The organism is Symmachiella dynata (genome assembly GCF_007747995.1).
Taxonomy (GTDB): domain Bacteria; phylum Planctomycetota; class Planctomycetia; order Planctomycetales; family Planctomycetaceae; genus Symmachiella; species Symmachiella dynata.
In genome coordinates this window covers 1564596-1588649 of the sequence record NZ_CP036276.1, presented here as the reverse complement: position 1 = coordinate 1588649, position 24054 = coordinate 1564596, and the positions used below count along the sequence as shown (strand labels likewise).

Annotated in this window: 16 protein-coding genes; 8 read left to right on the top strand and 8 right to left on the bottom strand. The window is 54.9% G+C overall.

What is annotated here, in order from left to right; all coding sequences use genetic code 11:
• Positions 1-92: 92 nt before the first annotated feature.
• Complete coding sequence (locus tag Mal52_RS06030; RefSeq protein ID WP_145374808.1) at positions 93-1142, bottom strand: sugar phosphate isomerase/epimerase family protein; 1050 nt, start codon at positions 1140-1142, stop codon at positions 93-95.
• A gap of 348 nt (positions 1143-1490) precedes the next feature.
• Between Mal52_RS06030 and Mal52_RS06025 the strand changes: the two genes are divergently transcribed.
• From Mal52_RS06025 to Mal52_RS06015, 3 genes are all read left to right on the top strand, one after another.
• Positions 1491-1670: an RNA polymerase subunit sigma gene (locus tag Mal52_RS06025; protein ID WP_145374807.1), complete on the top strand. Its 180-nt coding sequence runs from the start codon at positions 1491-1493 to the stop codon at positions 1668-1670.
• A gap of 75 nt (positions 1671-1745) precedes the next feature.
• The gene (locus Mal52_RS06020) at positions 1746-3329 is read left to right on the top strand and encodes a DUF6798 domain-containing protein (RefSeq protein ID WP_145374806.1); all 1584 of its coding nucleotides are present in this window, start codon (positions 1746-1748) and stop codon (positions 3327-3329) included.
• Between the two features lie 695 nt (positions 3330-4024).
• A complete protein-coding gene (locus tag Mal52_RS06015) occupies positions 4025-4933 on the top strand; it encodes a response regulator (RefSeq protein ID WP_145374805.1) in 909 nt (302 codons plus the stop codon).
• 9 nt (positions 4934-4942) lie between these two features.
• Here Mal52_RS06015 and Mal52_RS06010 read toward each other — a convergent pair whose 3' ends face one another.
• A complete protein-coding gene (locus tag Mal52_RS06010) occupies positions 4943-5359 on the bottom strand; it encodes an STAS domain-containing protein (protein WP_145374804.1) in 417 nt (138 codons plus the stop codon).
• Between the two features lie 463 nt (positions 5360-5822).
• Here Mal52_RS06010 and Mal52_RS06005 point away from each other — a divergent pair, with 463 nt between their 5' ends.
• Positions 5823-6317 (top strand): hypothetical protein, encoded by a 495-nt coding sequence (locus Mal52_RS06005; RefSeq protein ID WP_145374803.1) that lies wholly within the window; start codon positions 5823-5825, stop codon positions 6315-6317.
• 155 nt (positions 6318-6472) lie between these two features.
• On the opposite strand, the gene Mal52_RS06000 is transcribed toward Mal52_RS06005, so the two are convergent.
• Positions 6473-6874 (bottom strand): hypothetical protein, encoded by a 402-nt coding sequence (locus tag Mal52_RS06000; RefSeq protein WP_145374802.1) that lies wholly within the window; start codon positions 6872-6874, stop codon positions 6473-6475.
• Between the two features lie 506 nt (positions 6875-7380).
• Between Mal52_RS06000 and Mal52_RS05995 the strand changes: the two genes are divergently transcribed.
• Entirely contained in the window at positions 7381-8466 is a 1086-nt protein-coding gene (locus Mal52_RS05995; RefSeq protein ID WP_197534690.1) for a polysaccharide biosynthesis/export family protein, read from the top strand.
• 83 nt (positions 8467-8549) lie between these two features.
• On the top strand, positions 8550-8948 hold the full coding sequence (locus Mal52_RS05990) for a hypothetical protein (RefSeq protein WP_145374800.1): 399 nt from the start codon (positions 8550-8552) through the stop codon (positions 8946-8948).
• Between the two features lie 114 nt (positions 8949-9062).
• On the opposite strand, the gene Mal52_RS05985 is transcribed toward Mal52_RS05990, so the two are convergent.
• From Mal52_RS05985 to Mal52_RS05965, 5 genes are all read right to left on the bottom strand, one after another.
• Positions 9063-10367, bottom strand: a complete 1305-nt coding sequence (locus tag Mal52_RS05985; RefSeq protein WP_231962535.1) for a DUF1501 domain-containing protein — start codon at positions 10365-10367, stop codon at positions 9063-9065.
• 15 nt (positions 10368-10382) lie between these two features.
• Positions 10383-12761, bottom strand: coding sequence for a DUF1549 domain-containing protein (locus tag Mal52_RS05980; RefSeq protein ID WP_197534689.1), 2379 nt, complete (start codon positions 12759-12761; stop codon positions 10383-10385).
• Between the two features lie 62 nt (positions 12762-12823).
• Entirely contained in the window at positions 12824-13474 is a 651-nt protein-coding gene (locus Mal52_RS05975; protein ID WP_145374798.1) for an exosortase-associated EpsI family protein, read from the bottom strand.
• Positions 13475-13484: 10 nt separating this feature from the next.
• A complete protein-coding gene (gene xrt / locus Mal52_RS05970; protein ID WP_145374797.1) occupies positions 13485-18698 on the bottom strand; it encodes an exosortase in 5214 nt (1737 codons plus the stop codon).
• A 423-nt stretch (positions 18699-19121) separates the two neighbouring features.
• Entirely contained in the window at positions 19122-19850 is a 729-nt protein-coding gene (locus Mal52_RS05965) for a hypothetical protein (protein WP_145374796.1), read from the bottom strand.
• Between the two features lie 1472 nt (positions 19851-21322).
• Here Mal52_RS05965 and Mal52_RS05960 point away from each other — a divergent pair.
• Positions 21323-22993: a sigma-54 dependent transcriptional regulator gene (locus Mal52_RS05960; protein WP_145374795.1), complete on the top strand. Its 1671-nt coding sequence runs from the start codon at positions 21323-21325 to the stop codon at positions 22991-22993.
• Positions 22994-23098: 105 nt separating this feature from the next.
• Positions 23099-24052, top strand: a complete 954-nt coding sequence (locus tag Mal52_RS05955) for an ABC transporter permease (protein ID WP_145374794.1) — start codon at positions 23099-23101, stop codon at positions 24050-24052.
• The last annotated feature ends 2 nt before the right edge of the window (positions 24053-24054 follow it).

Sequence of the window (24054 nt, the reverse complement as noted above, 5' to 3'; positions counted from 1 at the left end):
AAACAAATTCCCAGCCCCGCCAAACACCCCAAAACCCTACTGCCTACTGCCTACTGCCTACTGCCCACCGGCCACCGGCCACCGGCCACTATTCACTCCAACCCCAGCATACGACGATTCGCCCCCATGTCCGCGTGGCCGCCGGCGAAATCGTCGAAGGCGACGTCACTGGTTTCGATGATGTGTTTTTGAATAAACGGCGCGCCCTCACGGGCCCCCTGCTCTGGGCTTTTGACGGCGCATTCCCATTCCATCACCGCCCAGCCATCGTAACCCGCTTCGGTCAGCAACGTGAAGACCTGCGTGAAATCGACTTGTCCGTCCCCCAGCGAACGGAACCGTGATGCACGGCCGGACCAGGGTTGATAGCCGCCATACACACCCACACGTCCCGAGGGACGGAACTCTGCATCTTTGACATGAAAACCCTTGATCCGCTCACCATAGATGCGAATAAACTCGAGGTAGTCGAGTTGTTGCAGCAGAAAGTGGCTGGGGTCGTAATTGATGCAGGCAGCGGGGTGATTGCCAGTTTGATCCAAAAACATCTCATACGTGGCCCCATCGAAGAGGTCGGACCCGGGATGCAGTTCGTAGGTAAACACACAGCCATGATCCAGCGCAAAATCGAGTAGCGGCAACCAGCGGGCGGCGAGTTCTTTGAAAGCCTCTTCAATAATTCCCGCGGGGCGTTGCGGCCAAGGATAAACCATATGCCAGGCAAATCCGCCTGAGAGGACCGGAACGGTGGTCAGCCCCATCTGCTCGGATGCCAGCACGCATTGCCGCAATTGCTCGCTCGCCCAATCCGTTCGTTCTTGACCGCTGAGACCGGGAGGATGAAAGGCTTCGAACATAATCTCATACGCCGGATGTACGGCGAGGACTTGGCCTTGTAGGTATCCGGCCAAATCGGTGGGCTGCAAACCGATCTCGGCCAAGCAGCCGAGATAGTCGTCGCAATAGTTTTTCGAGGCGGCTGCCTGCGCTAAGTCGATCGTTCGCGGGTCCCAACTGGGGATTTGGGCACCGAGAAACCCCATGTCGGCAAACCAGCGACCGATGGTGTGTAAGTCGTCGAACGGCGGTTCATCGCGGAGAAACTGGGCCAGAAAAACAGCTGGGCCTTTCATCGATGACATGAGCTTCTCCTTGGAATTCTTCGCCGCTGGGATTGTAATGCGTTGCGAGAATATGTTACGCCAGTGTTTGCCAAAGTGCCATCCGCAGGCAACTTCTCAGTGCCGGGCAAGCGCTTAGCAACCAGCGAGAATTTTGGCCCTAGGGTTGTGAATCATGGCGGGACCGCCTATATCTGCCATTCGCAATCGATAATCCCGAGCAATGGAAGTACGATAGGCCTTTCAGTTTCCTCGGTGGAATTTGTCGATGTCGCGAGGATGGACAAGCTGCCTGTGCTCCGTTGCTTGTCGCACAACCCATTTTTGTCAATGCAATTGTAGTATTAGGTAGTTATTGGAGACCGAGCCATGAGTGGTCCGATCGTACGAACGGGAACGACGCCGGAATTTTGGAACAACTGGGACGCTGTCTTTGGTGATAAAAAGGCTGCGAAAAAGAAGGCCACTAAGAAAAAGGCCGCTCCCAAAGCAGCGGTAAAGAAAAAGGCGACGAAGAAAAAAGCCGCTAAAAAGAAAGCCAAGAAGTAGCGTCGTTTTGTTTCAGCCCGGAGACGCTGTTTCAGTGTCGCAGTTTGCTCGTTTTTTTGACAAAGCGATCCGACTATGGACCAGCCCCAACGGGAACTGCCAAGCAGCCGGCAGCCCAACCAGCCTTGGTGGACACGACGACAACGTGGCTGGACGATCGTATTGCTGTTCGCCGGCTTTATCGCCTACAGCTTCGTGCGAACACCGATACCCGCGGTCAATGAACCGCATTATCTGACCAAAGCCAAGCACGTCTGGAACCCCGCTTGGGGTCACGGCGATTTGTTTTTGGAGTCGTCCAACCCGCACTTTGTCTTCTACTCAACCGTGGGCAGCCTCACCCAGTGGTTTTCGCTGGAGCAGACCGCAGTGATCTCCCGTGTGGCGGCGCTGTTGCTGCTAGCGGTCGGATTGGAATCGTTGTTGTCGGTCCTGCTGACCGGCATACGCCCCGTGCTGGCAACTGCGGCGCTCTATCTCGGCATGATGGCCGTCGGGAATCTGGCGGGCGAATGGATCATCGGCGGGGTTGAAGGCAAAGTGTTCGCCTACGGCTTCGCCTTTTGGGCGGCCGGATTGGCGGCGCGCGGCTGTTTGCTGCGTCCTGCTGCGCTGTTGGGATTTGCCGTTAGTTTTCACCCGGTGGTGGGCATTTGGTGTCTGCTGGCGACATTGGCCGGCGTATGGGTCCCCCGTTTTTTACGTGGCGACCACGCACGAATAGACTCCCTGCCAAAAATCGCAGCCGCCGCCGTGCTGTTTGGTGTGTGCGCAGCTCCCGGACTTTACCCTGCCCTGCAGACGCTGGGTGGTGCCCCGGCGGAAATAGCCGCTCAAGCGGATCGCATCCAGGTTTTTAGCCGCCTCAAGCACCATCTCGATCCAGCGGTCTTTTCGCTACGCGCCTACGCCTGTTATGCCGCGATGCTGATTGTCTGGATTGCTTTCCGTAAGCGGGCCGCAATATCTGCCGGCGGGGATTTCCTCAACTGGTATTTGATGGCCAGCGTGCTGTTTGCCGTTGGGGGACTTGTCGCTCGGTTCGGATTTCCTCTGCTTGGAATTCAAAGTGCGTCGCTGTTGAAATTCTATCCGTTTCGATTATTCGATGTCCTGATGCCATTGGCAGTCGCCGTGTTAGCGGTTCGACTCTTTCAACAATGGGCGGATGGATTCAGCGAACTCCCTCAAAAGCAGCGCGCAGCTTATGGAATGGCCTACCTCGTTTGTGGAGCGGCGTTTGCCTACACACTGTTGGTGATGCCGGTGGACCGCAGCCCCACACGTTTTCACCCACTGGTGCTCGCCGATTGGCAGGCGAGTTGCCGTTGGGCATCGGAGCATGCTCCAGACGATGCGCGCGTGCTGACGCCTTCGTATAGCTGGGGGTTTAAGTGGTACGGTCAGCGGGCTGAATACGTGAACTACAAAGATTGCCCACAGGATGCGTCCAGCTTGCTCGAATGGCAACGGCGGTATGATCTGCTAAGGACTTGGGAAGAGTCCCGGCTAGCGGGCACAATGTCGCGTGAGATTGTGAACCAATTTGAAGACCGAGAACTGATCGATTTTGTGATCGCACGCACCAACGACGAGACAGACCTGCCGGTTGTTTATCGCGGGCAATATTTTTCAGTCTTCGACGTGCGCGGGCAATAGAACCGCTGCCCTAAATTTTAACTCTGGGCATACTTTGCGACTTGGGGTAAATTTCTCCATTGCGCAAATCTCTCGTTCAATGCAGAAAGTGAAATTTAAACGCCCCAACAACTTCTCCCTCTCCCAGAGCAATAAATTGCAACTGCGAGACGGGTCATGATCGAAGTGTTCGGTTGGTAAAAAGTTCGGGGTGGCCGCGATAGCTCTGCTATCGGGGCGGGCGCAGCCCGCAAGAAGCCGCAATTTCCGCGCTCTGCAACGAGCAGAATCTTGTTGTCAGGGAGAGCTGAAACTGCTGCGTCTTGTGCCTGCGGCACACCGATTGCCGTTGGCAATCGCTGCCACCCGATGATTGTTTCACCACATTGAGATGCAATTTGTTGCTCTGGGAGAGGGCCGGGGTGAGGGTTTTCGCTCAACCATTGACCCTCCACGCTGCCAAATCCTGCACTCATATTTGCACACCAAATTTTTCCACAAAGGGGGAATGCTTCTGCAGCACAGGTTGAGAACGGAGATGTCAACCCTCCTACTCAGAAAGCTAAGCCACGTTGCAGCCGACTTAGAAAAATCGAACTGGTAATATTTGGCGATCATTGGCAAAATAGTCGATGGAGGAGACCTCCATTCTCCTCCGCTCATTTCAACGTGATTCACTTCTTCGCAGTTCCTGATCGGAAAGGCACGGGCACATCATGACAACTGTCCTTGTCGTCGATGACTCCGCTACGGATCGCCGTTTGGCGGCCGGCCTATTGAAAAAGAATGAGGAGGTGGAGGTGACGTTCGCCGCTGACGGCTGTGAGGCGTTAGCGCAAATCGAACAACATCCCCCCGACATTGTGGTGACCGACCTGCAAATGCCCAATATGAATGGGCTGGAACTGGTGCAGGCGATCCGCAAACAATTTCCACAATTGCCCGTGGTGCTAATGACCGGCAAGGGCAGCGAAGAGATCGCTGTGCAAGCGTTGGAGAACGGGGCGGCCAGTTATGTCACCAAGAAACGACTGGCACGCGACCTGCCCGAAACAGTGAGCCGCGTATTGGCGACCGTCAGCGAACACCGTCATCGCCGCCAACTGAAGAGCCGGATGACCACAGGCGAGTTTGAGTTTACGTTAGAAAACGATCCGCAATTGCTCTCGACGGCGGTACAATTTGTCTGTCATTTGCTTCGCGAATTCGAGGTTTGTCACGACAGCGATTATTCAAGGATCGGCACCGCACTCGACGAAGCGTTGCATAACGCGTTTTATCACGGCAATTTAGAAATCCGGTCGGAGCTGAAACTGGAGGATGGAGACCAGTTTTACGAATTGGCCAAATCACGCTGCCAAGAGACTCCCTATCGGGATCGCCAGATTTATTTGCGAACTGCCTTTTCCGCCGACCATGTATTGTTTGTGATTCGCGACGAAGGGTGCGGCTTTAACCCGACGCTTCTCCCCGACCCGACCGACCCGGCAAACCTGGGCCGGCCGTTTGGTCGCGGGATTCTGTTGATGCGGACCTTCATGGATGCGCTGGAATTCAACGCCACCGGCAACGAGGTCACGTTGATGAAACAGCGTGTGCGGCCCGCGGGAACGAATGGTCAGTGAAGGGACCGATTAGTCTTCTGGGCCGGTCCCCATGTCAATGTCGCGAACCTCCACAAGCTTGCTGAGATTTGTCGTATGCAAAACTTCGCGGACCTCGCCGCTAGGATTGTATACCGAAAGATTCACCCCCAATTCGCTGAGTGACACAAACAGTCCCAGCATGCCACTGGGGACGCTGGTGACTCCGGTCAAGTCGAACGACAACTCCTCGCAGTCATGCTCCTGAACGATGCTCTTGAGCGCTTCCCGATATCCGCCGATCCAAAACCCCGCGGGTATGTCGTTCCCGCGAAAGCCGACCACAGTCACTCTTCCGGCCTGGTAGACTTGAAAGATGCCCGGATCTGCTACCGGTTCGTGCATAATCCCCGAGTCGCTCTCGCCCTGCTCCGTCCAATCATCTCGGTCATACATGTCGTCCGTCATGGAAACTTCCTCCCTGTGCTAGGGGCACATTGATGAAACGAGTCTTAGGTGACGTCGCCCGAAGCGCGTGCAACACGCCTGTGCTCACTGGTCGTCAAACCAACTCAAGATTCCAGATGACAAAAGATGTCAGCTCACGGAAGCGCAATTTATGAATACGCCAGTCATGCGGCACAAACGAAACACCGGCGCGCCTGCCGCAAGTTTCGGATGCAATCACCCTGGCGGAGAGGAGATGATCACGCACATTTTACAGTGCGCGAGAGGCAGTCACAAGAAAATTCGTTCAAGGGCAAGCCGTGGGCATATCTCAAGCGGCGTTGACTGCCGGTCACAATTGTTTTCTTGTGGTGTCCGAAATGTGAGCTAGGCTTGTTTATAGGCTGCGTACGTCGAAATTCGTCATGCACCAGGACCTTGCGGTCGTGGGCGAGATGCCGGAGTCGGTATAGGGAAAATCACCATGCAAAGCAGCGTCTCAAGTCAACTTCGGGCCGCCTATCACCGTCTAAAGACCGGAACGACCGGTGCCATGATGCTGCTCGTCCCGGGTGGCGACCGGACCACAATTGGCTGGATGTGGTTCTCAGCCAAGATTGCGATGTCGCTGGTCCTGGCTTTCACGGTCTTCGCGTTGTTGCCTTGGACGGGGACGGGATCGCACGTGAGTCTCGCCGGTCTATGCTATGTGACTTTGATTCTCGGCGGATTCAGTCTGGTCGTCGGATGGGGGTTGGGCATCCTCCGCAATCGCGATTGTCCAGCCTGCAGGCAAGCCATGGGGAACGCCATCGTCAGTGAGTACCGTCTGCCGTACTATCACTGCGCGGAGTGCGATACGGAATTCCCTGTCGCGGCGCTGATCGAACCTGAGCGTGAAGAGCGACGCCGCGAAGCTCGGCAGTTGATTGACCAATGCCGACACCCCACCCCGGCCCCGGTGCGCGTGCAGCGCTAGACCAGAGCACAGGCTCCAGCCTGTCTTGCTAAGCCCTGCTCGATTCTCACAGGGAGATCGAGAGGCACAAGCGCTTTAAAAGCGTGGAGGTTCTCAAGTCCGAGCGCTGGGAGCAGTCTGTACTTTCCACGTCGCGCAGAAAAACTAGCATCCAGTCAGCGGCGCCGGTTGGTGTTCAATCTCTGGGATTGGAACTGATTAAAATAGCGGCGTGAATTGAGGTAGGCTCCGCTCTGCCCATCGCTCATAAAACGGCCGGCGGTACCCGTCGCAATGATTCCCGAAGGCTGCCCCATTTGCAGCTCCAAATCGCGGTTGAGCAAATTCTGCCGCCGTTCAAAGCCTCGGGTGTTTCGTTCAAACTGTCGCTGCTCTTCGAGCGGCCGCACCAGGGCGTAGTAGTTAGGCAAAGCACCTTCGGGCCGCAGCAGATTCAAATAGGGGCTCAGGGGCGCCCGATTGGGCTGATAGCGTTTCACCTGCGCCGCGGCATCGCGCGAACAAAGGGCGAGTACAACCAGAAACAACGAGGCGCGCAATAAGGTGGCGATCTTCATGCGAGTCGACTCCCTTTGAATATGATCGAAAAACAGCAGCGAGGGTCTAAGTTTTAGGATGGCCCAACACATGCTGACCGCAGTGAGGACGCATCGTGCAGGTACTTATATTCATCGTCCCCACAGCGGGCACAGGCTTACTATTTTGGGTGTCTTTAACGATTTTAGAGGTCATTCCGATTACATCAACCTCAAGTCCTGTAGCAATCATGACGATTTATGCAGAGACAGCGCGGTCAATCTCGTTGGTTGATCTGCGCAAATCGAATCTCAACGTATCACACCATTTGAAATACGTCTGTCACACAATTCTCAAACGTACAACCCCCGCAAGGGTTTCGCGTGGAATTCAGGATAGGCGTCGTATTTTTGGGAGCGGCTGTACTCAGAAACTCACTCTCGCAGACCACCTTTTGTGCGTTCGCCGATGCCCACAGAAACCTCGAATTTCTGGGGCGGGATTTCCAGAGCGAGTTAAAAAGCCACAGTTCGAAACGAGACTCATCATGCCGCTATTCGCTCAGTCATCACACAAATTTGTGGGACTCGTTGGCGGCGCATTCATGCTGCTGATACTGGTCTCAGGATGCGCGACCTTCGATGATTCGGCCGTCGAGTATTCCACGGCGCCACCTATCTCGGAAGTTATTCCGCACGAGTTGTCCAAAGCGACATCGCCGGTTTACGTCATCGAGCCTCCCGATGTGTTGACCATCTCGGCAATCAGCCTCGTTCCCAAACATCCCTACCGAGTCCGGCCACTGGACACACTGATCGTGCAAGCCACAGGGGTGCCCACCGAAGCTCCCATTGGGGGAGAGCATGTCATTGGTCTCGATGGCAACTTGGTCTTGGGCTACGAATATGATTATCTCGACGGTCAGCATCAACCGATTCGCGCGACCGGTAAAACGATCGAAATGATCCGCAACGAATTGGAAGAACGGTTGCAACTGGTGGCGCGTGAGCCGCGGGTGTGGATCACGCTCTCCAGCATCGCCTCCCAACAAGACATCTCGGGCGAACACTTGGTCGCTCCTGATGGACGCGTCACGCTGGGCAGCTATGGTCGCGTCTGCCTGATCGGGATGACGATCGAAGAAGCCAAAACAACCATCGAAACACATCTTTCTCAATACTTCGAAAACCCGCAAGTCGGCGTCGACGTGTTCGGTTTCAACAGCAAGGTGTATTACGTCATTACACAAGGCGCGGGTCTGGGCGATCAAGTTTTTCGGTTGCCCATCAAAGGAAGCGAAACGGCTTTGGATGCCATCGGCGAGATTCAAGGTTTCTCCTCGAATTCATCCATCCGCATGTGGGTGGCCCGTCCCGGTTTCAATAACCAGGGGGGTGACCAAATTATGCCCATCGACTGGCTGGGAATTTCCCAACGCGGTGACGTGACGACCAACTACCAACTCATGCCGGGCGACCGCCTGTATGTGGCGGAAGACAAATTGGTGGCCTTCGATACCGCCTTGGCAAAAATCATATCGCCGATCGAACGGATGCTGGGTGTGACATTGCTGGGAACCCAGACTGCCAACCGTATTACGACCTACGGCACTGTGAACAACCAAGGTTTCTAGCGGCCACGTTGCACGTACCATACGACCGCGAGATTCGCACTGACTTCAAACTCATCATGTCCACTGATTCCCGGAATACAACCATGTCACGCACCTTCTCCCTGCGGCGAACCGACTGGTTGATCGTCTGCGTCATTCTCAGTTTTTCGACCGGTTGCCATTGGCTGAACCGAGAAGAGTGTTGCCCCACCGATCTGAAAGATACGTACGGCCCGTGCAGCAGCGAAGCGGTACGGCGCACGCCGTGCGGCCCGGACTGGCACAATTTTGGAGTCAAACCGACCGTCTGGCGCTGCGGCCCGTCCGACCATCCGCAAAGCCCGGCTCCCTGCCCCAACGGCTGCAATTGGGAGGAGTTAAAAAACAATGCTCCCTCTCCTTCTCCCCTAGAGATTGCTCCGGCTCCTAGCGATAGCATGGAGCCGACACCAGAACCGCATCCGCTCGCGCCTCCATCGTTATTCCCGGATGGAACCAACTGAGCGTCGCAATAAACGGCTGCGTTGCACGCGCGGGTGCCACTGGCGGCTTGCCCGCCAGTGCCGAGTCAGTCTAGGTTTTCCCTGTCCAGCGACGTTGGTTCTTGTAGGCAGGTATCAACTGCCGCGAAGCAATTCTCGAATCGGTGAACCATTGCGTACCAAGGTCACCGGTCGGCCATCGGGGGAATGCAGGACCTGCTCAGGGTCCATCCCCAGGCTGGTATAAAATGTCGCAGCGACGTCGTCCGGAGAAATGGAGACATCGACAGGCAACGCCCCCGTGGTATCGCTGCCACCCACCACCTGACCACCGACGATCCCGCCGCCAGCCAACAACATGAACATGCACTTCGCATAGTGCTCGCGTCCGGGTTGACCATACGCATTGATTTTCGGGGTCCGCCCAAATTCCCCCGTGGCCAACACCGTGGTCGAATCGAAAAGACCGCGCTGCGTCAGACCTTGCAACAGTGCGACCAAACCCGTATCTAACCGCGGGAGATTCTTGTTTTTCAGGGTCGGAAAATTGTTCCGGTGCGTATCCCAGCCTCCAAAGGATATCGTCACGCAGCGCACACCCGCCTCGACCAGACGAATGGCCAGCAGGCAACTTTGACTGAAGGAATCCTGAGCGAACTGTTTGGCAAAGGCCGGTTTTTCTTGGGAGAGATCAAATGCGGCCCGTGTCCGCCGCGAAGTCAGAATCGAATACGCCTTCTGGCTGTGACGGTCCATACCATCCAGCAGCAGGGTGGAATTCCCGGACTGCTCGAGCTTCTGATCGAGCGTCCGTCGCAATCGTTCGCGACGTTCGAGCATCGGAGTTGTTGTTCCCGCAGGGAGGGCCAGCGCCGGGACATCCAGGGAACGCCCCGCCTTGGGGAACTTTCCGGTTTCAAACGAGGCATGTTCGATTCCCAGAAAACCCGGCCCTTGAGGCGAGCGGGGAATGGCGACACTTCCAGGCAAATCGATCGCAGCGGGATTTCGATAATTCATCACTGCGGAATACGACGGGTACTGAATCGACGCCAGCGGCGGAGTTCCCGTCAGGATGTATTTTTTCCCCAGCCCATGGTCGGACAACGCATGGGAGACCCCGCGCACCAAGGCATAACGGTCGGTGGCCTGCGCCAGTTGTGGAAGGTGTTCGCAAAACTGAACACCGGGCAGCGCCGTGGAGATCGTGCCAAACTCCCCGCGCATTTCGCGGGGCGCAGTCGGCTTGGGATCAAACGTGTCGATGTGCGACGGCCCACCATCCAATAAGATCACGATGGCCGACTTTGCGGATGAGCCTGAAACAGCCTCCTCAGCGCGCAACAGATGCGAGAGATTGATGCCGCCGATAGCCAGAGTCCCCGCGCAGAGCATGTCTCGACGCGAAGGCTGCATGGTGTGGGGAAAAGAAAGGGGCATTGTTATCTCATTCACTTAATGGTTGAGCAAAAACTCACGTGAGTTGATCAGCGCCCAAACAACATCGCGCACGCCGTCGGGGAGACTCTTCGATTCTTGACAATACGACAGGCAGCTTGAGCGTTCTTCACTTGAGGGGAGTCGCGACACGGTCCGCAAGAACGCGGCGTCGATTAATTCCGGCAGCAATTCACCGGGTGTTCTCAACTGCTGGGCCGCCGCATCGGTTCCGGTGCTCCGCATGCGTCCGATCCAACCGTTGGGTCGATCCAAAAGTTTGCGAAACGTCGGTCCGTTGTATAACTCTAACGTACGCGGCAGCGTGGGATTATTTGAGCGAACGCGTGCGCAAACTTCGTCGCCCGGTGGTTGCCCCATCCGCGCCAACAATTTTCGTAAGCGATGGGAATTTCGCAAAACCGATCGCGGACCGACCATTGTCTCTGTCGTGGTCACTTTTGACTCATCATCCGCAGTCGCCTGAAAAACCGCATCATAGAGCACCTCCGCCGACATCGGGCGAAATTGTGATTGCGCAAACTGCCGACGATGCTCAGGCACCGCGTCTTTGAGCGTGGAGCTGCGCTGATACGCCCGGCTCATCACAATGTCACGTTGCAACGTGCGAAGACGATAATCCGATTCGATAAATTGCAAAACCAGCCGATCCAAGAGTTCACGATTGCTGGGAGGATTTCCCACGCTCAGGTCGTCTGGCGTATCCACGATTCCGGTTCCTAAAAAGTGTTCCCACACCCGATTGACAAGCGCGATGGCTAGATACGGATGGTCTCGATCGTTCATCCATTCGGTTAACACTTTGAGCCGATCAACCTGCGGTACCGTCGCACTGTCGTCACCGTCCTTAATATAGACTCCGGGAAAGGAGACACGTTTACCAGCGTCAAATGCCTGCCGGATAACATGGTCGTTGATCGTTCCTTTTTTCGGCCGGAACGTATCGCGAATCCGCTTGGACGCGGGAATGTCTTTGCTGGGCGTCCCAAACTTAAACGGCTCAAAGAATGCCTCCAGCCCCTCGAAGTCTTCTTTGGTCCAGCGATCAAAGGGATGCTTGTGGCATTCGGCGCATTGGAGCTTCACCGCCAAAAATGTATGGCTGAACGTCAACGCTTTATTCGAAGCAGCGCGAATATGCTTTCTGCCCCAGAAAAAGGGAAGTCGATCCTGCTCGACCAACAGATCCTCTCCCCCCGCGCGGAAGTATGCGTTCGTCTCGTCGATGTATTCTTCAAAGGGCTGTTCCGGTCGCCGGTTGATGCTGCGTACGATATCGTTGACCAACTGATCGTAACTCGTCCCCTGCTCCACGCGCCGGCGGATCCATTGATAACTGAGCAATGCTTCTTCGCGGCGAAATGCACCGTCGGGCATGACTTCTTCATTGAGACCAAACAGTTCACACAACCACGCCGTCCAATGATCGGTATAAGCGTCGCTGGCCAACAGCGCGTCAATTTTACGTTCTCGTTTGTCGGCCGTTTTGTCGTCAATAAATTCGAGCACCTCATCCGACCGCGGGAGACGACCGGTCAAATCCAGGCTGACGCGGCGAAGGAACTCCGCATCACTACATAGCTCGGCTGGTTGTAGCCCTAATTGCGCAAGCTGCCGGTCGACAGCCGTATCAAGACTGCCCGCCCCAGTTGGCAAAGAGTCGGCATTCGATGCGGTGTCTGCAAAGGGCACGATGACTTCAACAGGCTGTATCACCCGGTCGTAGTAGATCAGCACATGCGTCATCCCCGGCTTGTGCAGCGTGATCTCACCGTCCGTGCCGACAGTCGCAATCGTTTCGTCTTTAGAGACGAAACGGCAAAATTGCGTCACCTCGTCGCTCGTCTTGTTATTCCATTCTGCCTGAACACGCAATTTCAGCGGCTTGTCGCTCGGAAGCCCGCGGACGACCGCCGGTTGCACGTCGAGTGTTTCAACTTCGATCCAATCAGTTCCCAGCGGAATGCCGGGTGCCCGGTTTTTCACCCAATTCAACAGCACCTGATATTCAAAGCTCTCCGGCTCGAACAGGACGCCCCCTTCGTGATCTTCGAAGCCGCAGGGCTTTTGTAAAATCAAGCTCGCTTCGGGGTCCCGCCAATTCGCCCGTGGATCCGGATCGCCCGACAGCAACGCTTCGTGGTCCCCTTTTAGGTCATAGCCGAACAAGGAGAGGTGAAACCCAGCCTGTCCATCGGCCGCGCCATGACAGGCCGCCTGATTACAGCCAAGCCGCGTTAGCAATGGCGCAATATGATTTCGAAACGCTGGTCGCTGCGGCGGATCGGCCTGGGCATTGACCGCAACGGCCGTGAGAATCAGAGCGGCGATCAGGACGTTGATGCCGATTTTGGGACACGGTTTGAGTACAGCCATCACCATTTCGCATCTTGATATTTAAAAAGCCATGCACCGAATCGTTTTCGGTCGCGGCATTTTCATTTCGCACTTCGTAGCGTTTGGAACGCTTGGACACAGTCCGTCAGAAACATCTCCGCAGTCTGAATCCGTTCTTCGTTATTGTCTCCCCCAGCAACGAGCACTTGCATTTTGTACAAGAATGATTCGCTCCCATAAGTGAATCGCGGAAAGCGCGGCACATCCCATTGCGTATCGGCGGTGTGTCCATACGCAACGACGAACTCGTCAGACGTCTCCAATGAATCGTCCCCGACATAGGCCAGAGACCGAAAGTTATCTGTCGCGTCTGCATCTTCGATCAGAATCTTACCGGTAGAAAACGTCCGGCTGCCGCGATTGGAATAGCAAATGTCCGGCGGATGGCGAACCAAACGGCCCGGTGAACCCACCATGATCAACAAGGCGACCTGTTGATTGGTCTCTCGATTGCGATAGACCCTGCTGAGATAATTCTCAAGTCCCAATTCTGTTTGCACGCCTTCAGGCAGCGGATCGCCCTCGGCTTGCGCGTCCCAATTCCCAAATGCCACGGGAAAGTTCTCAAGACGTTGCGATTCCTTTTCAAGAATTTCTGCAGGAGCCTGCTGGTAAAGGTGTCCCGGCTGCAGTTGAGCGGAGGCCACGGTGACCAGTGCAGCTATCGCTAATGCAATCGCGGTTTTTATCATGATAATCCCCTCAGGACGAGCCTTTCACAAACAACGCATGTCGAAAATGCTCCGACAGGTCGCGCAGCCATTTCTGATCCCGTGCAGATAGCACCTGTCGTTCGATACCCAAGGCCAAAGCACGTTGGAAGGCGTCCTGCGCAGACTGATCGTTTCCGATCTGGCTGTATGCTTCGGCCAAGTGCAGCCAAAGCGAGGCGCCGGCAAGCGATTCGTTTGCAAGTGGTGTGAGCCGATCGATCACCCGTTGTGCATTGCCGTCAATCAACTCAATGGTTGCGAGGGAGTCATTCAGTTGTAGGCTATCAGGCTGTTGCTCAAGGGCAGCTTGCAGGATCGCCCGCGCCTCTTGAATGGGCGAGGAGGTTTCGGCAATCGCCAACGCCAAGTTATTCTGCGCCATGGTCGAGTCGGGCGTACGCTCCAACACTTTGCGGTAGAGCAGCACCGCGTCGTCATAACGTCCTTGCAGAAACCGCAAATCCCCTAGCAATTGAACCAGTGAATCGCCAGTTGCAGAGACGTCAGTTGCGGTGGCCCGGGCAAGAAAATCGTCGACCACTGCGTTGTGACTGCTTTTGACATCGCGGTTAATAATCAATGCATCAATCAGACTGCGGGCCGCCGCTTCTGAGGACAATTTTGTAAAGCCATGCTCACTCAAATAGACAGCCAAATGGGGTTCATTTTCATGGATCGCCACAGAAAGCATACGCGTTAACAAAGCCTGCTGTTCTTCAACGGTGCTCGCCGCCTGAAAGGCCGACGTCGCGCGGATTTCATTCGCCAGGGATTCCGTATCGTCCGAGCTGAGTTGCGGCTCCGATGTTTTCACTTTGAGTTCGCGGATCTTCCAGCGAACAAATTCACCCAGCCCTTCCGCTGTCTCGGCTAACTTTGCATAAATCTGTTTAGCGCCCCCTTCAAATGCGACGGTATCCTCTTGATCCGGCGCTGCAAGAAAATGCTGTTGCCAGAAGCGTAGGTATTCGGTGAGATCTTGTGGGCGCGGTGTCACGCGGTTTCCCAGATCATCGAGGATTCCAAATGCCGCGCTAATACGATCTACGTGCTCATACAAATCGGCCATGGTCCGCAAGTCGTCAGGCTTTTTATCCAGAATGCCTTCGGCCAATCCGACCGCCTCGGTGTAGTCGCTTGGTGTACCGCGCTGGGACAGAAACCGAATTCGGGCGCGAATCACGGCGGATTGAGGGTTCTGCTCGATATCCTCGAACTCTTGCTTCAGCACACGGCCAGCTTCCTCGGTCGCAGACTTTTCGCCGTCCTTCAAAAGCAAATTGGCCAGCATCAACTTCGCAAAGCGGTTGTTGGGCTTTGCTACAAGCACGCGACGCGTGAGCATTTCGGCCAATTGCGGTGACTGTGCGAAATAGAATTGCGCGGCATGCATCAGTATTTGTAGGCTGCGCGGATCCCCGGCATCACTCGATAAGATGATCGACTCCAGGTAATACCGGCGGGCCTCATCCACGAGTCCCAAACGCGTATAAAGTTGAGCCAACACAAACGATTTGTGGCGATCACTGATCGAGGCTTGTTGGGCGAGTTCTTGAAGGGTGGAAATAGCGTCTTCGCGCGAATCAAGAACCTGATCATAAAAATTGACGAAGGCCACCCATGAGCGGATATTAGACGGCGAATTGTCCACTGCCTTGCGAAACGCGTTTTCGGCTTCGGTGAGAAAAGCAGATTTTTGTTTCTTATCTCTGACTTCGCCCTCGGCCAACATCATCAACACGCGCCCCAACCGCAATTGCGTGTCGACATCATCCGGACGGGATTCGGCCCAGGATTTTGCAAGAATCAGCGCCTGTTCTCGTTCCGTTCCTTGCGCGTAATACGGCACGGCGCGGTCAAACAGTTGAGGCGAGAACGCCAACATCTTGCTCGCCTGGGTGACAAACTCTTGCGCCTTCAGCTTGCTATTGGTCCGCGTATACATATCGATAATGCGGTCCGCCAACAAAATGTTGCGGCTACCCAGTTTCCAGGCCTCCTGATAAGAGGACAAGGCCGCCAGATATTTGCCTTGCAGCAGCGAAAGTTCGCCCAACAGGATCTTTGATTTCGGCCAATTGGGGCGGCGGTCATTGACGAATTGAATCAATCCATGCGCCTTTTCGAAATTGGGATCGTTCGCAGATTCCAAGCTGGCTAATAAAATTTGGGCCTGATACGCTCGCCATTCGGTTCCTTGGGGACCTTCGATTTCCTGGAGCCATTGGGCATATTTGGCAAGCTGATTCCACTCTTGTCGCAACCAGGCCAGCCGGGCAGCTTCGTCAACGATTTCCTTATTTTGCGGCAGGCGCTCGTGGGCAGACTCTAGGATCTCGATGGCACGCGGCATGTCGCCATTGCGCAAATACAAATGCGAAAGCTCGATCCATAGCTCACCTTGTTTGGCCGCTGCTTGCTCAACCTTTAACTCTTTTTGGAGCAGCGCAATCGCCTCTTCAACTTGATTGTCACCGACGAGCACACGCGATTGCAGTACCGTGGCACGCGCCCGATTATCGGACAGGTCCCGGAATTTTTTTGCGGCCTGCAATGCCGTCTGATAGTCGCCCATCTGCAACTTTAATGCAGCATAATCTTGCCACAACAATGCCGAGTCGCTGTTGACTTCCAGCGAGTTTTCTAAGCGTGCGACCGCTTCATCAACTTGCCCTTGGGCAATCATCATCTCCACGGAAACCAGCTCGATCGTTTCATGGGGAGCGCCATGCTGGGCAGCTTTTTCCAATGCCTTTGTGACGGCAGCCCAGTCCCGCTGCTGCTTGGGTAGGGACTTTTGGCGTTGCAGTTCGACTTTCGCCAAGCCGATCGCGGCATTGAGTTGAATCTCCTCCGTACCGCCCATGACGGCCATGAATTGTTTCTCGGCCAATTCCAAATTTCCAGATCGGGTCGCAAGGTTGGCCAATTGCAACCGGGCAGCGGCCAGGCTGGGATTCAAATCGCTTGCACGGCCATAGGCGTCCATGGCGACATCGAGTTGTCCCATCCCGAAACACAGGTCGCCATAAAAGCTCCAGATTTCGGCGTATACTTTGGGAAACTGGTTTTGAGCCAGCTCCATGTCTGATGTTCCCAGAAACGAGCTCAACACGCCCAATGCGTGACGCGGGGATTGCTCTGCCGCAGCGATGCGTCCACGGACCAGAGCGATGCTTCCCAGCACCGCGCCTCTCTCGCTTTCTGAAATGTTCGGGGCATGTTTCTCTAAAGGAACGACCAGCGCCTCGGCCTTTTCAAACTGCCCGGTTCGCGCCAGCAGCGAGGCGAGCGGCACGAGCAACGATAATTCCGTGCGCCCTTTTTTCGCCAAGACTTGTTCCAACCCATTTTCCAAAGCGGCGATCGCCTTGCTGTCCCCCTCAGCGCCCCCTTCGGCCAAGAATAACTTGGCACGCGCCAAGTGGGGCAGGTGGAAATCGGGTTGTGCGGCGATTGCTTTTTCCAACAATTCCTGGGCCGCCTGAGAGTTCTCTTTCTGCATCTGCAACTGCGCAGCAACGTAATAAACCCGAGCCGCCTCCAGACCGCTCGACTGCGAAACCAACTTGAGTGCCTGCTGCAAACTGACTTCGCTATCCGCGTCGGAGCAACTTCCATACACCCGCTCGAATTCGTACTTTGCCAACCACGCCAAGGGGACTTCAGCTTTCTCTTTGACCAGCTTTTCCAGCACTTGGCATGCGGAAACGTGAGGAGTGCCAGCCTCCTCGGGACCGCCCTCTGTCTCCGTTTGCGGCGAAAAATCCATGATGGCCGAAGCGAGGGTCGCAGCGTGCGATACCTCGTAATCCCCGCTTTCCATCACTTGATGCAAAACGTCAATCGCTTCTTGCCACGTGACATTGGCCCGGCCTCTTTCCCAACGCAAGTAGGCGACCAACGAATCCGCATAGAGCTTCTCGAGTTCGCTTTGCGATATCTCCGAGGCATCGTGCGGGTTGGATCTCAGTTCTTCGTAGATATCCAAGGCCATGCGATACTCGTGGAATTTGGTCGCAATCTGTGCGGCTGTCACTGCCAATTCCACCTGCTGTGGAGCCAACTCCCAAGCATGCAAATAGAGTTGTGCCACGCGCAACCAAGTCCCATTCGCGTGCGCCGAACGATGCGACATCTCAGCAAACTGAATCGCCACGTCGGAATCATCGGGATCGATTGACAAATAACGCGAGTAGTACGTCGCCGCCTTCTCATAATTCTCTTCGGCTTCATATCGCTCTGCCGTCTTTTGTAGCGTGCTGAGTGTGCGACTTTCAAAATATCGTTGCATGAAGAGCACCGAGACAATCAGCACCACCGCAGCCACGCCCAACCGCAACACCCACGACGATCCAGAAGACTTACTCGCCGCAAACCGGCGGCTCGTTGCGTCCAACAGAACCAGCACGCCCCAAAACATCGCCGCTGCCAGCGGGACCATAGCCACTGCGGCAAAGTCGTGTGAGAATCGCTCGGAGACTTCACCCGACCAATATTTGGCCAGCAAAGCTGTCACGTCGATACGTATCACATTAGCGATGATCGAAACCGGGATCACAGCGGCCAATAGTAAGAGCGATTTCCAGAGACTCGTTCGGGCCAAGGTGATGGTCGCCACGGCAAGCGCCAAGATGCCGAAAAACATCCGTAACCCGCTACAGGCTCGTTCGACCTCAAACTGATGACCGTCGAGCAGGATCACAGTCCCATCCACAATTGCCGGTTGTGAAAACAGTCGCAATGTCCATGCCGAGCAGCCGGCTGCGAGCTTTTGCAGGGGCGTACTCAGGGCAATTTCGATTGTCGCGGGCAGGGGCATTGCAAAACATAAAAACCCTATCGCAGGCGCAGCCCAGCGAAAACAGCGCCATCCAAAGCACATCCAGACCCAGCCGCCAATCCAAACGGGGAGCGACCAAGCATCAAGTTCTGGGAAATAAAGCCGCCCCGAGGAGTAGCGCATGAGACAGGCGAAAAGCATCAATGCCAGCCCGGCAAACGAGACCGTGGGCGCCATCTCAGGCAGTGACTCGCGCCGCAGATAGAGAATAGCGGCACAAATAAATGGGACGATGAATCCGTGCGAGTAATCGGCGTTCGACGACCAATTTTCAACAATGCTTTGCAGCGGACTCCAATACGCCCAAACGCCAATGAGAAGCAGCGCAAATGGAATGAGCCGCTGTTTGTTATATGACATTTCGATGACGCCACCTTGCTGAGGCAGCAGAGTCTGTGGCCCTCATCCGACGGGTGTCGCCAAGCGATTTGCCGACGACATACTTCGGATGTTTGAAATGCAACGGCCCAGCCTTGAGGGGTGGTCTACGACTAAATCGAGAACCGAACACGCCAATCCCCCTCAACACCTAGCCTTGCGTAAACTTCTCCCGGCGTGCAACTCTAACTATTCAACCGCCCTCCCGCAACCGGCACAATGCAATCCCGCCCTCTGGCCTATTACAGAAAAACAGACGCCAACAATGATGCTGGCGTCTGTCAATGTTTTTGTAATTCTAGCAGAATCGTCCGCTGCGTTATTGCAATAACTACACAACAGAACAAAGCAGCAACCAAACACAGGCAGGACCGTCAGAACGACCTGCCCCCATCAGGCACAGCCTTAAGCTTCCGCAGTCTCGCGACGCTTCTTCGAACGAGCACGGGTCACGACCAATCCCAACCCAGCAATCATTGACCAGGTCACAATGGAGCTCATCTCGGGAACCGCTTGCAAGATCAAGCGAACTTCATCGATTCCAGCACCCATGGCGTTCAAGTCGAATGAAAACGTCCGACCGTCGCTGGCGATGGAAAATCCGTCCGGTGAAGAGGAGTTACCCAATTCCAAGCCACGGTAAGTATAAGTGTCGTAGTAAGTATAACCGGGGCCATAAATGGCGTCCGTTGCACCCAAGCTGTCCGTGGTGCTCTCAGGACCGGTATCGGCTCCCGGCAGCAACACAACACCCACGATCCGAGTTTGGTCATTGAATTCCACAAAACCAGTGGCATTCACATGATCAACCGGCTGTCCCAACGGATCGAAGTGCAGCAGGTAGCTGGCATAATTGTCGACATCCAAAGTCGTCGGAGCCAACTGAGAAAACTCAGTGAACGTCCCCGAAGACCCGTCGTGATCGACGTCAAAAGTTGCCACTTCAGCCCCTTCAAACACCAGGAACGGAACATTTTCCGTATCCTCAAGTGCACCTTCATCGAAGTCAGTAATTGCGCCGCCGGTATTATCGACGTATGCAACTCCAGACGATGAAGCGAGCCCAAAGGCTGCTGAGGCCACTACAGGAAAGCTGGCCAGTGATAGAGCAAGTAAGAAACAGGTTTTTCGCATAGGTGACCCCCAACCATCAGGTGATTAACAACAGCAATCCAACTAAACCCTAACAGAGAGGGCGTGCTGCAATAAAACAATAGAGCAGCAGTTGTGCCAAAACGTAACAACACGCAAAAAAACATCACCCGAAGCACAACAAACCGCTACACCATAACACCTTACAGCACCAAACAATCATCTTCCCCCTCGGCAAGCCACACCAGAAACGGCGGATAAAATATCGCCGGGCGCGATAATTATCAAATCGATAACCGCAAGCACGTTGTTCAGCAGGCCTCCAAAACAGACCGCACGCCCGCTCTACCCCTTCACCACGACCAGCGCGAAACGCACACCCAGACTGGACTGCACAGATCGTCCGCACCCCGGCGACCCGGAATTGCAATTGCCAGAAACTGTCCCTGTAAAAATTGCACAGCGATTTTCGCGACCCAGAATTCACGGTGAGTTCACGTGGGATTCACAATAGCGTTGATGATGGCGAACCTCCTCACCCCCCAAACCAACAACCCACTGAATTGTCCTCTTGACTTTGATGGACAACCAACGAAACCATGATTAGCACGGCGAAACAGCCAACGAGCAATCGTTGCCACAGCCTGAGCCTTGTCAAGAAAAAGATCGCCCCTGCGATTCGCTACACCCGTGACACTCGACATCTTGAGTGGCACGTTCAGTGCTTGACGCGAGGGCATGTAACGATTGTTTTGAAGGGCCCAGAAACTCATTGCCATTTTTTGCGTCTTTTGGCTCGTCATCCTAGACCCCCCACTGTCTTTTTGTTAGAACATCGACTCAGGCGATTTGAGCGCCACGCCACGGCAAGCAACGCTGGGCAGTAATGTGCTGCTTGTCGATTCGTCAATGCAAGCCACTATTTCGAGCATTTCTCAATGGAAACGGAAATCCTCAAACTGTTCTCTGCGGTTCGCATTGTGTCACTTTGGTGAATTCTCTGTTGAGGCTGAAAAGATTTCGAAGAGCTGTAAAAACTGAATTACGTCGTCGATCGCGGGCCAACAACATGGCTGCGACAGTCAAAACGGGTTTTGACTTCCAGCCTAGACGATCAGTACCCACTCATTCCGTAAAGCGGACACCTTCCAGGTGTTGTTCGCCCGGCTTTTTCGACGCCATCACGCCATACAACCTTTAGTTGCGCCAATGGATTGCAAACGCACTATCACAAGCTCGTGCCATTGTTGGGCACATGTTGCGCGTGGAAGTTCACCGAACAGGAACCTGCGCCGTTTCATCAAACGAGACAGCCCTGTCGTCACGATTAATTTTCGACAAATTGGGACTCTTTTGGAGGATTAGGCAAGGAATTTGCATCAGTACAATCTACTACGCGGGCCCGGGATCGTATTGTGTGCTGACAAGATTTGATTGAACACCAAGCCCCTAATCGGGTTTCGGTGCTTGCCACACACTGCGGAATCGTACATGGATAGGAATAGCACTCTAAAATGGATTCGATCGATAAGATGCATTCAAATAAAGCCAGGGTTTTATTCGCCCTGTTCGACGACTCATCAATTCGCCAAATTATTAGGCAATTTGATGGGCATGGTTGCGAATGTGTTGTCGCAACAAGAAGCAACGGATCTCCTTTTCAATTCATCGAACCGCTCGATCGCTTCGACGGTATCATCGTGAATCTGACAGGATTGTCCGAAGAGGGAGAGCAAGTTGTTGCCAACTGGGCGCAAAAGCATCCCGTCGCAGGTTGGATGGCGACCGATGACACCAATATCAGCCGCGTCGTGCGCGCGCTGAAGATGGGTGCGTTTGACGTGCTCCAAGGTGATCTCCGTCCCTTGGAAGTGAAATCGCTGGTGGACGAGCTAACCAGCCGCAGTTCCAGTGCGCCGCGATTTTCCAGCACACCCGAACTGCCGGAGGGAGGGGCTGGATATTCCGCTTCGACCAACGGCTCCTTCACGGGCGAGTCATCCCCGATTTTGGACAACGCCGCCCAAACGTCTATACGGAGAAACGGCGATTCGCATCCCCACCGGCGACACTCCACCTCGTGTGATAAAAAGGGCAACACAGAGAGTCTGTCGCATTGGCTTCGTATGTACCTGCGTGGTTCCAGCACGACGATGGAATCAGTGCGACGCCAGGTCCTGGAAGTCGCCACCACACACGCCACCGTGATGATTTGGGGACAAAGCGGAACGGGCAAGGAAATGGTCGCCCGCGCCATTCACCGCTGCAGTTTGCGGAAAGAGACCGACTACATCCCCGTCAACATGTCGGCCATCCCCGAAGGATTGGCCGAGAGTTTGTTGTTCGGTCATGTCAAAGGTTCGTTCACACACGCCACACATACCAAAGAAGGACTCTGTGAAACGGCCGACAACGGCACGCTGTTTCTCGACGAAATCAGCGAAATGGAGGTCACACTCCAGCCCAAGCTGCTCCGTTTTCTCCAAGAAGGAACCGTCCGCCGTGTGGGCGACCAAACTGAAAAGCAAGTCGATGTGCGGATCATTGCCGCCTCGAACCATGACCCGGAATCGGTCATTCGCGACGGCAAACTCCGCAGTGACCTCTTCTATCGGCTGAATGTCGTTCCGATCCATCTTCCGCCACTTTCCGAGCGGCGGGAGGACATTGCTGAACTGTCCGAATTGTTCCTCTCTCGCTCCGTGGAGCGACACAACCGTAGCGTCCAAGGCTTTACCGCCGAAGCGATGCAAGTGCTCTACGACTACGATTGGCCGGGCAATATTCGGCAGTTGGAAAATGCCGTCGAACGGATCGCGATTTTTGCTAAGGGCAAACTCGTGGAGCCGTTGGACATTCCCGCTGAGTTTCACTCGCCGTCATGCACTGCTCCCAGCCCCCATGTCCCTTCCGCACCGACCAACGGCCACATGGCCTCTTCGAATGGAGGGACCATCGAGCACAAACCGCAGGAGAACGATTCCTCGGTTTCGGTCATGAGAACTCCACTCTCGGAAGTGCAGCGATTTGAGCGGGCGGCCATCATCGATGCATTGCAACGTGCTGATGGGCATGTCGTCGATGCGGCCAATTTAGTGGGACTGGGACAGGCCACGCTCTATCGCAAGATCAAGCGATACGACATTCCGCACAAAAGTCATCGTCGTCGAAAAACGCCCAAATAATCACGGATTGCCGTGTCGGTGCTGGACTGCGGATTCTCCACCAGGAGCATTCACAGCGTTTTCACCCGACATTCCTCACGCGTTGCCTTGCTTGACCGACTTGCCATGAACGACGGAATCACCACAACCCAACGACCGAACCAGGAAACATCGCTGCTCCATGCGGCGACGGACGCCCTCGGCCCCGAGAAAATGCCTTCTGCCGCGCAAAGCACGGATCACGGCGCAAACGTGGAATTGGTCATCGAGCCAAAATCCGGCTGGGTTGCCGTCGATTTCCGCGAGTTGTGGCTGTTTCACGAATTGCTCTGGTTCCTGGTCTGGCGGGACATCAAAGTCCGCTACAAACAAACGGTCCTGGGTGTTGCTTGGGCAGTCCTCGTTCCCGTGTTTAGCGTGACCATTTTCACCGTCATTTTTGGAAACTTTGCAGGACTTAAAAACGAACTTCCCGCAGAGTTAATAGCAGTCTATCCCGTTTACGTCTACGCCGGTTTGTTGCCGTGGCTGTTCTTCTCGAATGCAATTTCGGTCGGCGGTCAAACGCTCGTCAGCCAACGCCAACTGCTAACAAAAATCTATTTCCCGCGACTGTTTGTTCCTACAGCCACCGTCACCAGTGGGCTGGTTGATATGGCCATCTCCTTCGGTGTGTTCGCGGTGATGATGGCCATTTACGGTGTTGTTCCCTCACCCCGAATTGTGCTGTTGCCCTTACTGATTCTATTGGCCTGGGCGGCATCGCTGGGAATTGCATTCACGTTGTCGGCGCTGACAGTCACCTATCGCGATTTTCGGTTCGTGATTCCGTTTATGGTCCAGGCATGGCAATTTGTCAGCCCGGTTGTTTACCCCACGGCAATCGTTCCTGAACGTTATCGGTACTTTTATGCGTTGAATCCGCTGGCGGGGATTATTGAAGGTTTTCGCAGCGTGATCTTCGGCACCCCGTTTCCCTGGGCCATGCTCTGCATCTCGACGCTCAGTACGGCCGCGCTGCTGGTTTATGGCGTCATGTATTTCCGGAAAACCGAAAGGCGATTTGCCGACATCGCCTAACA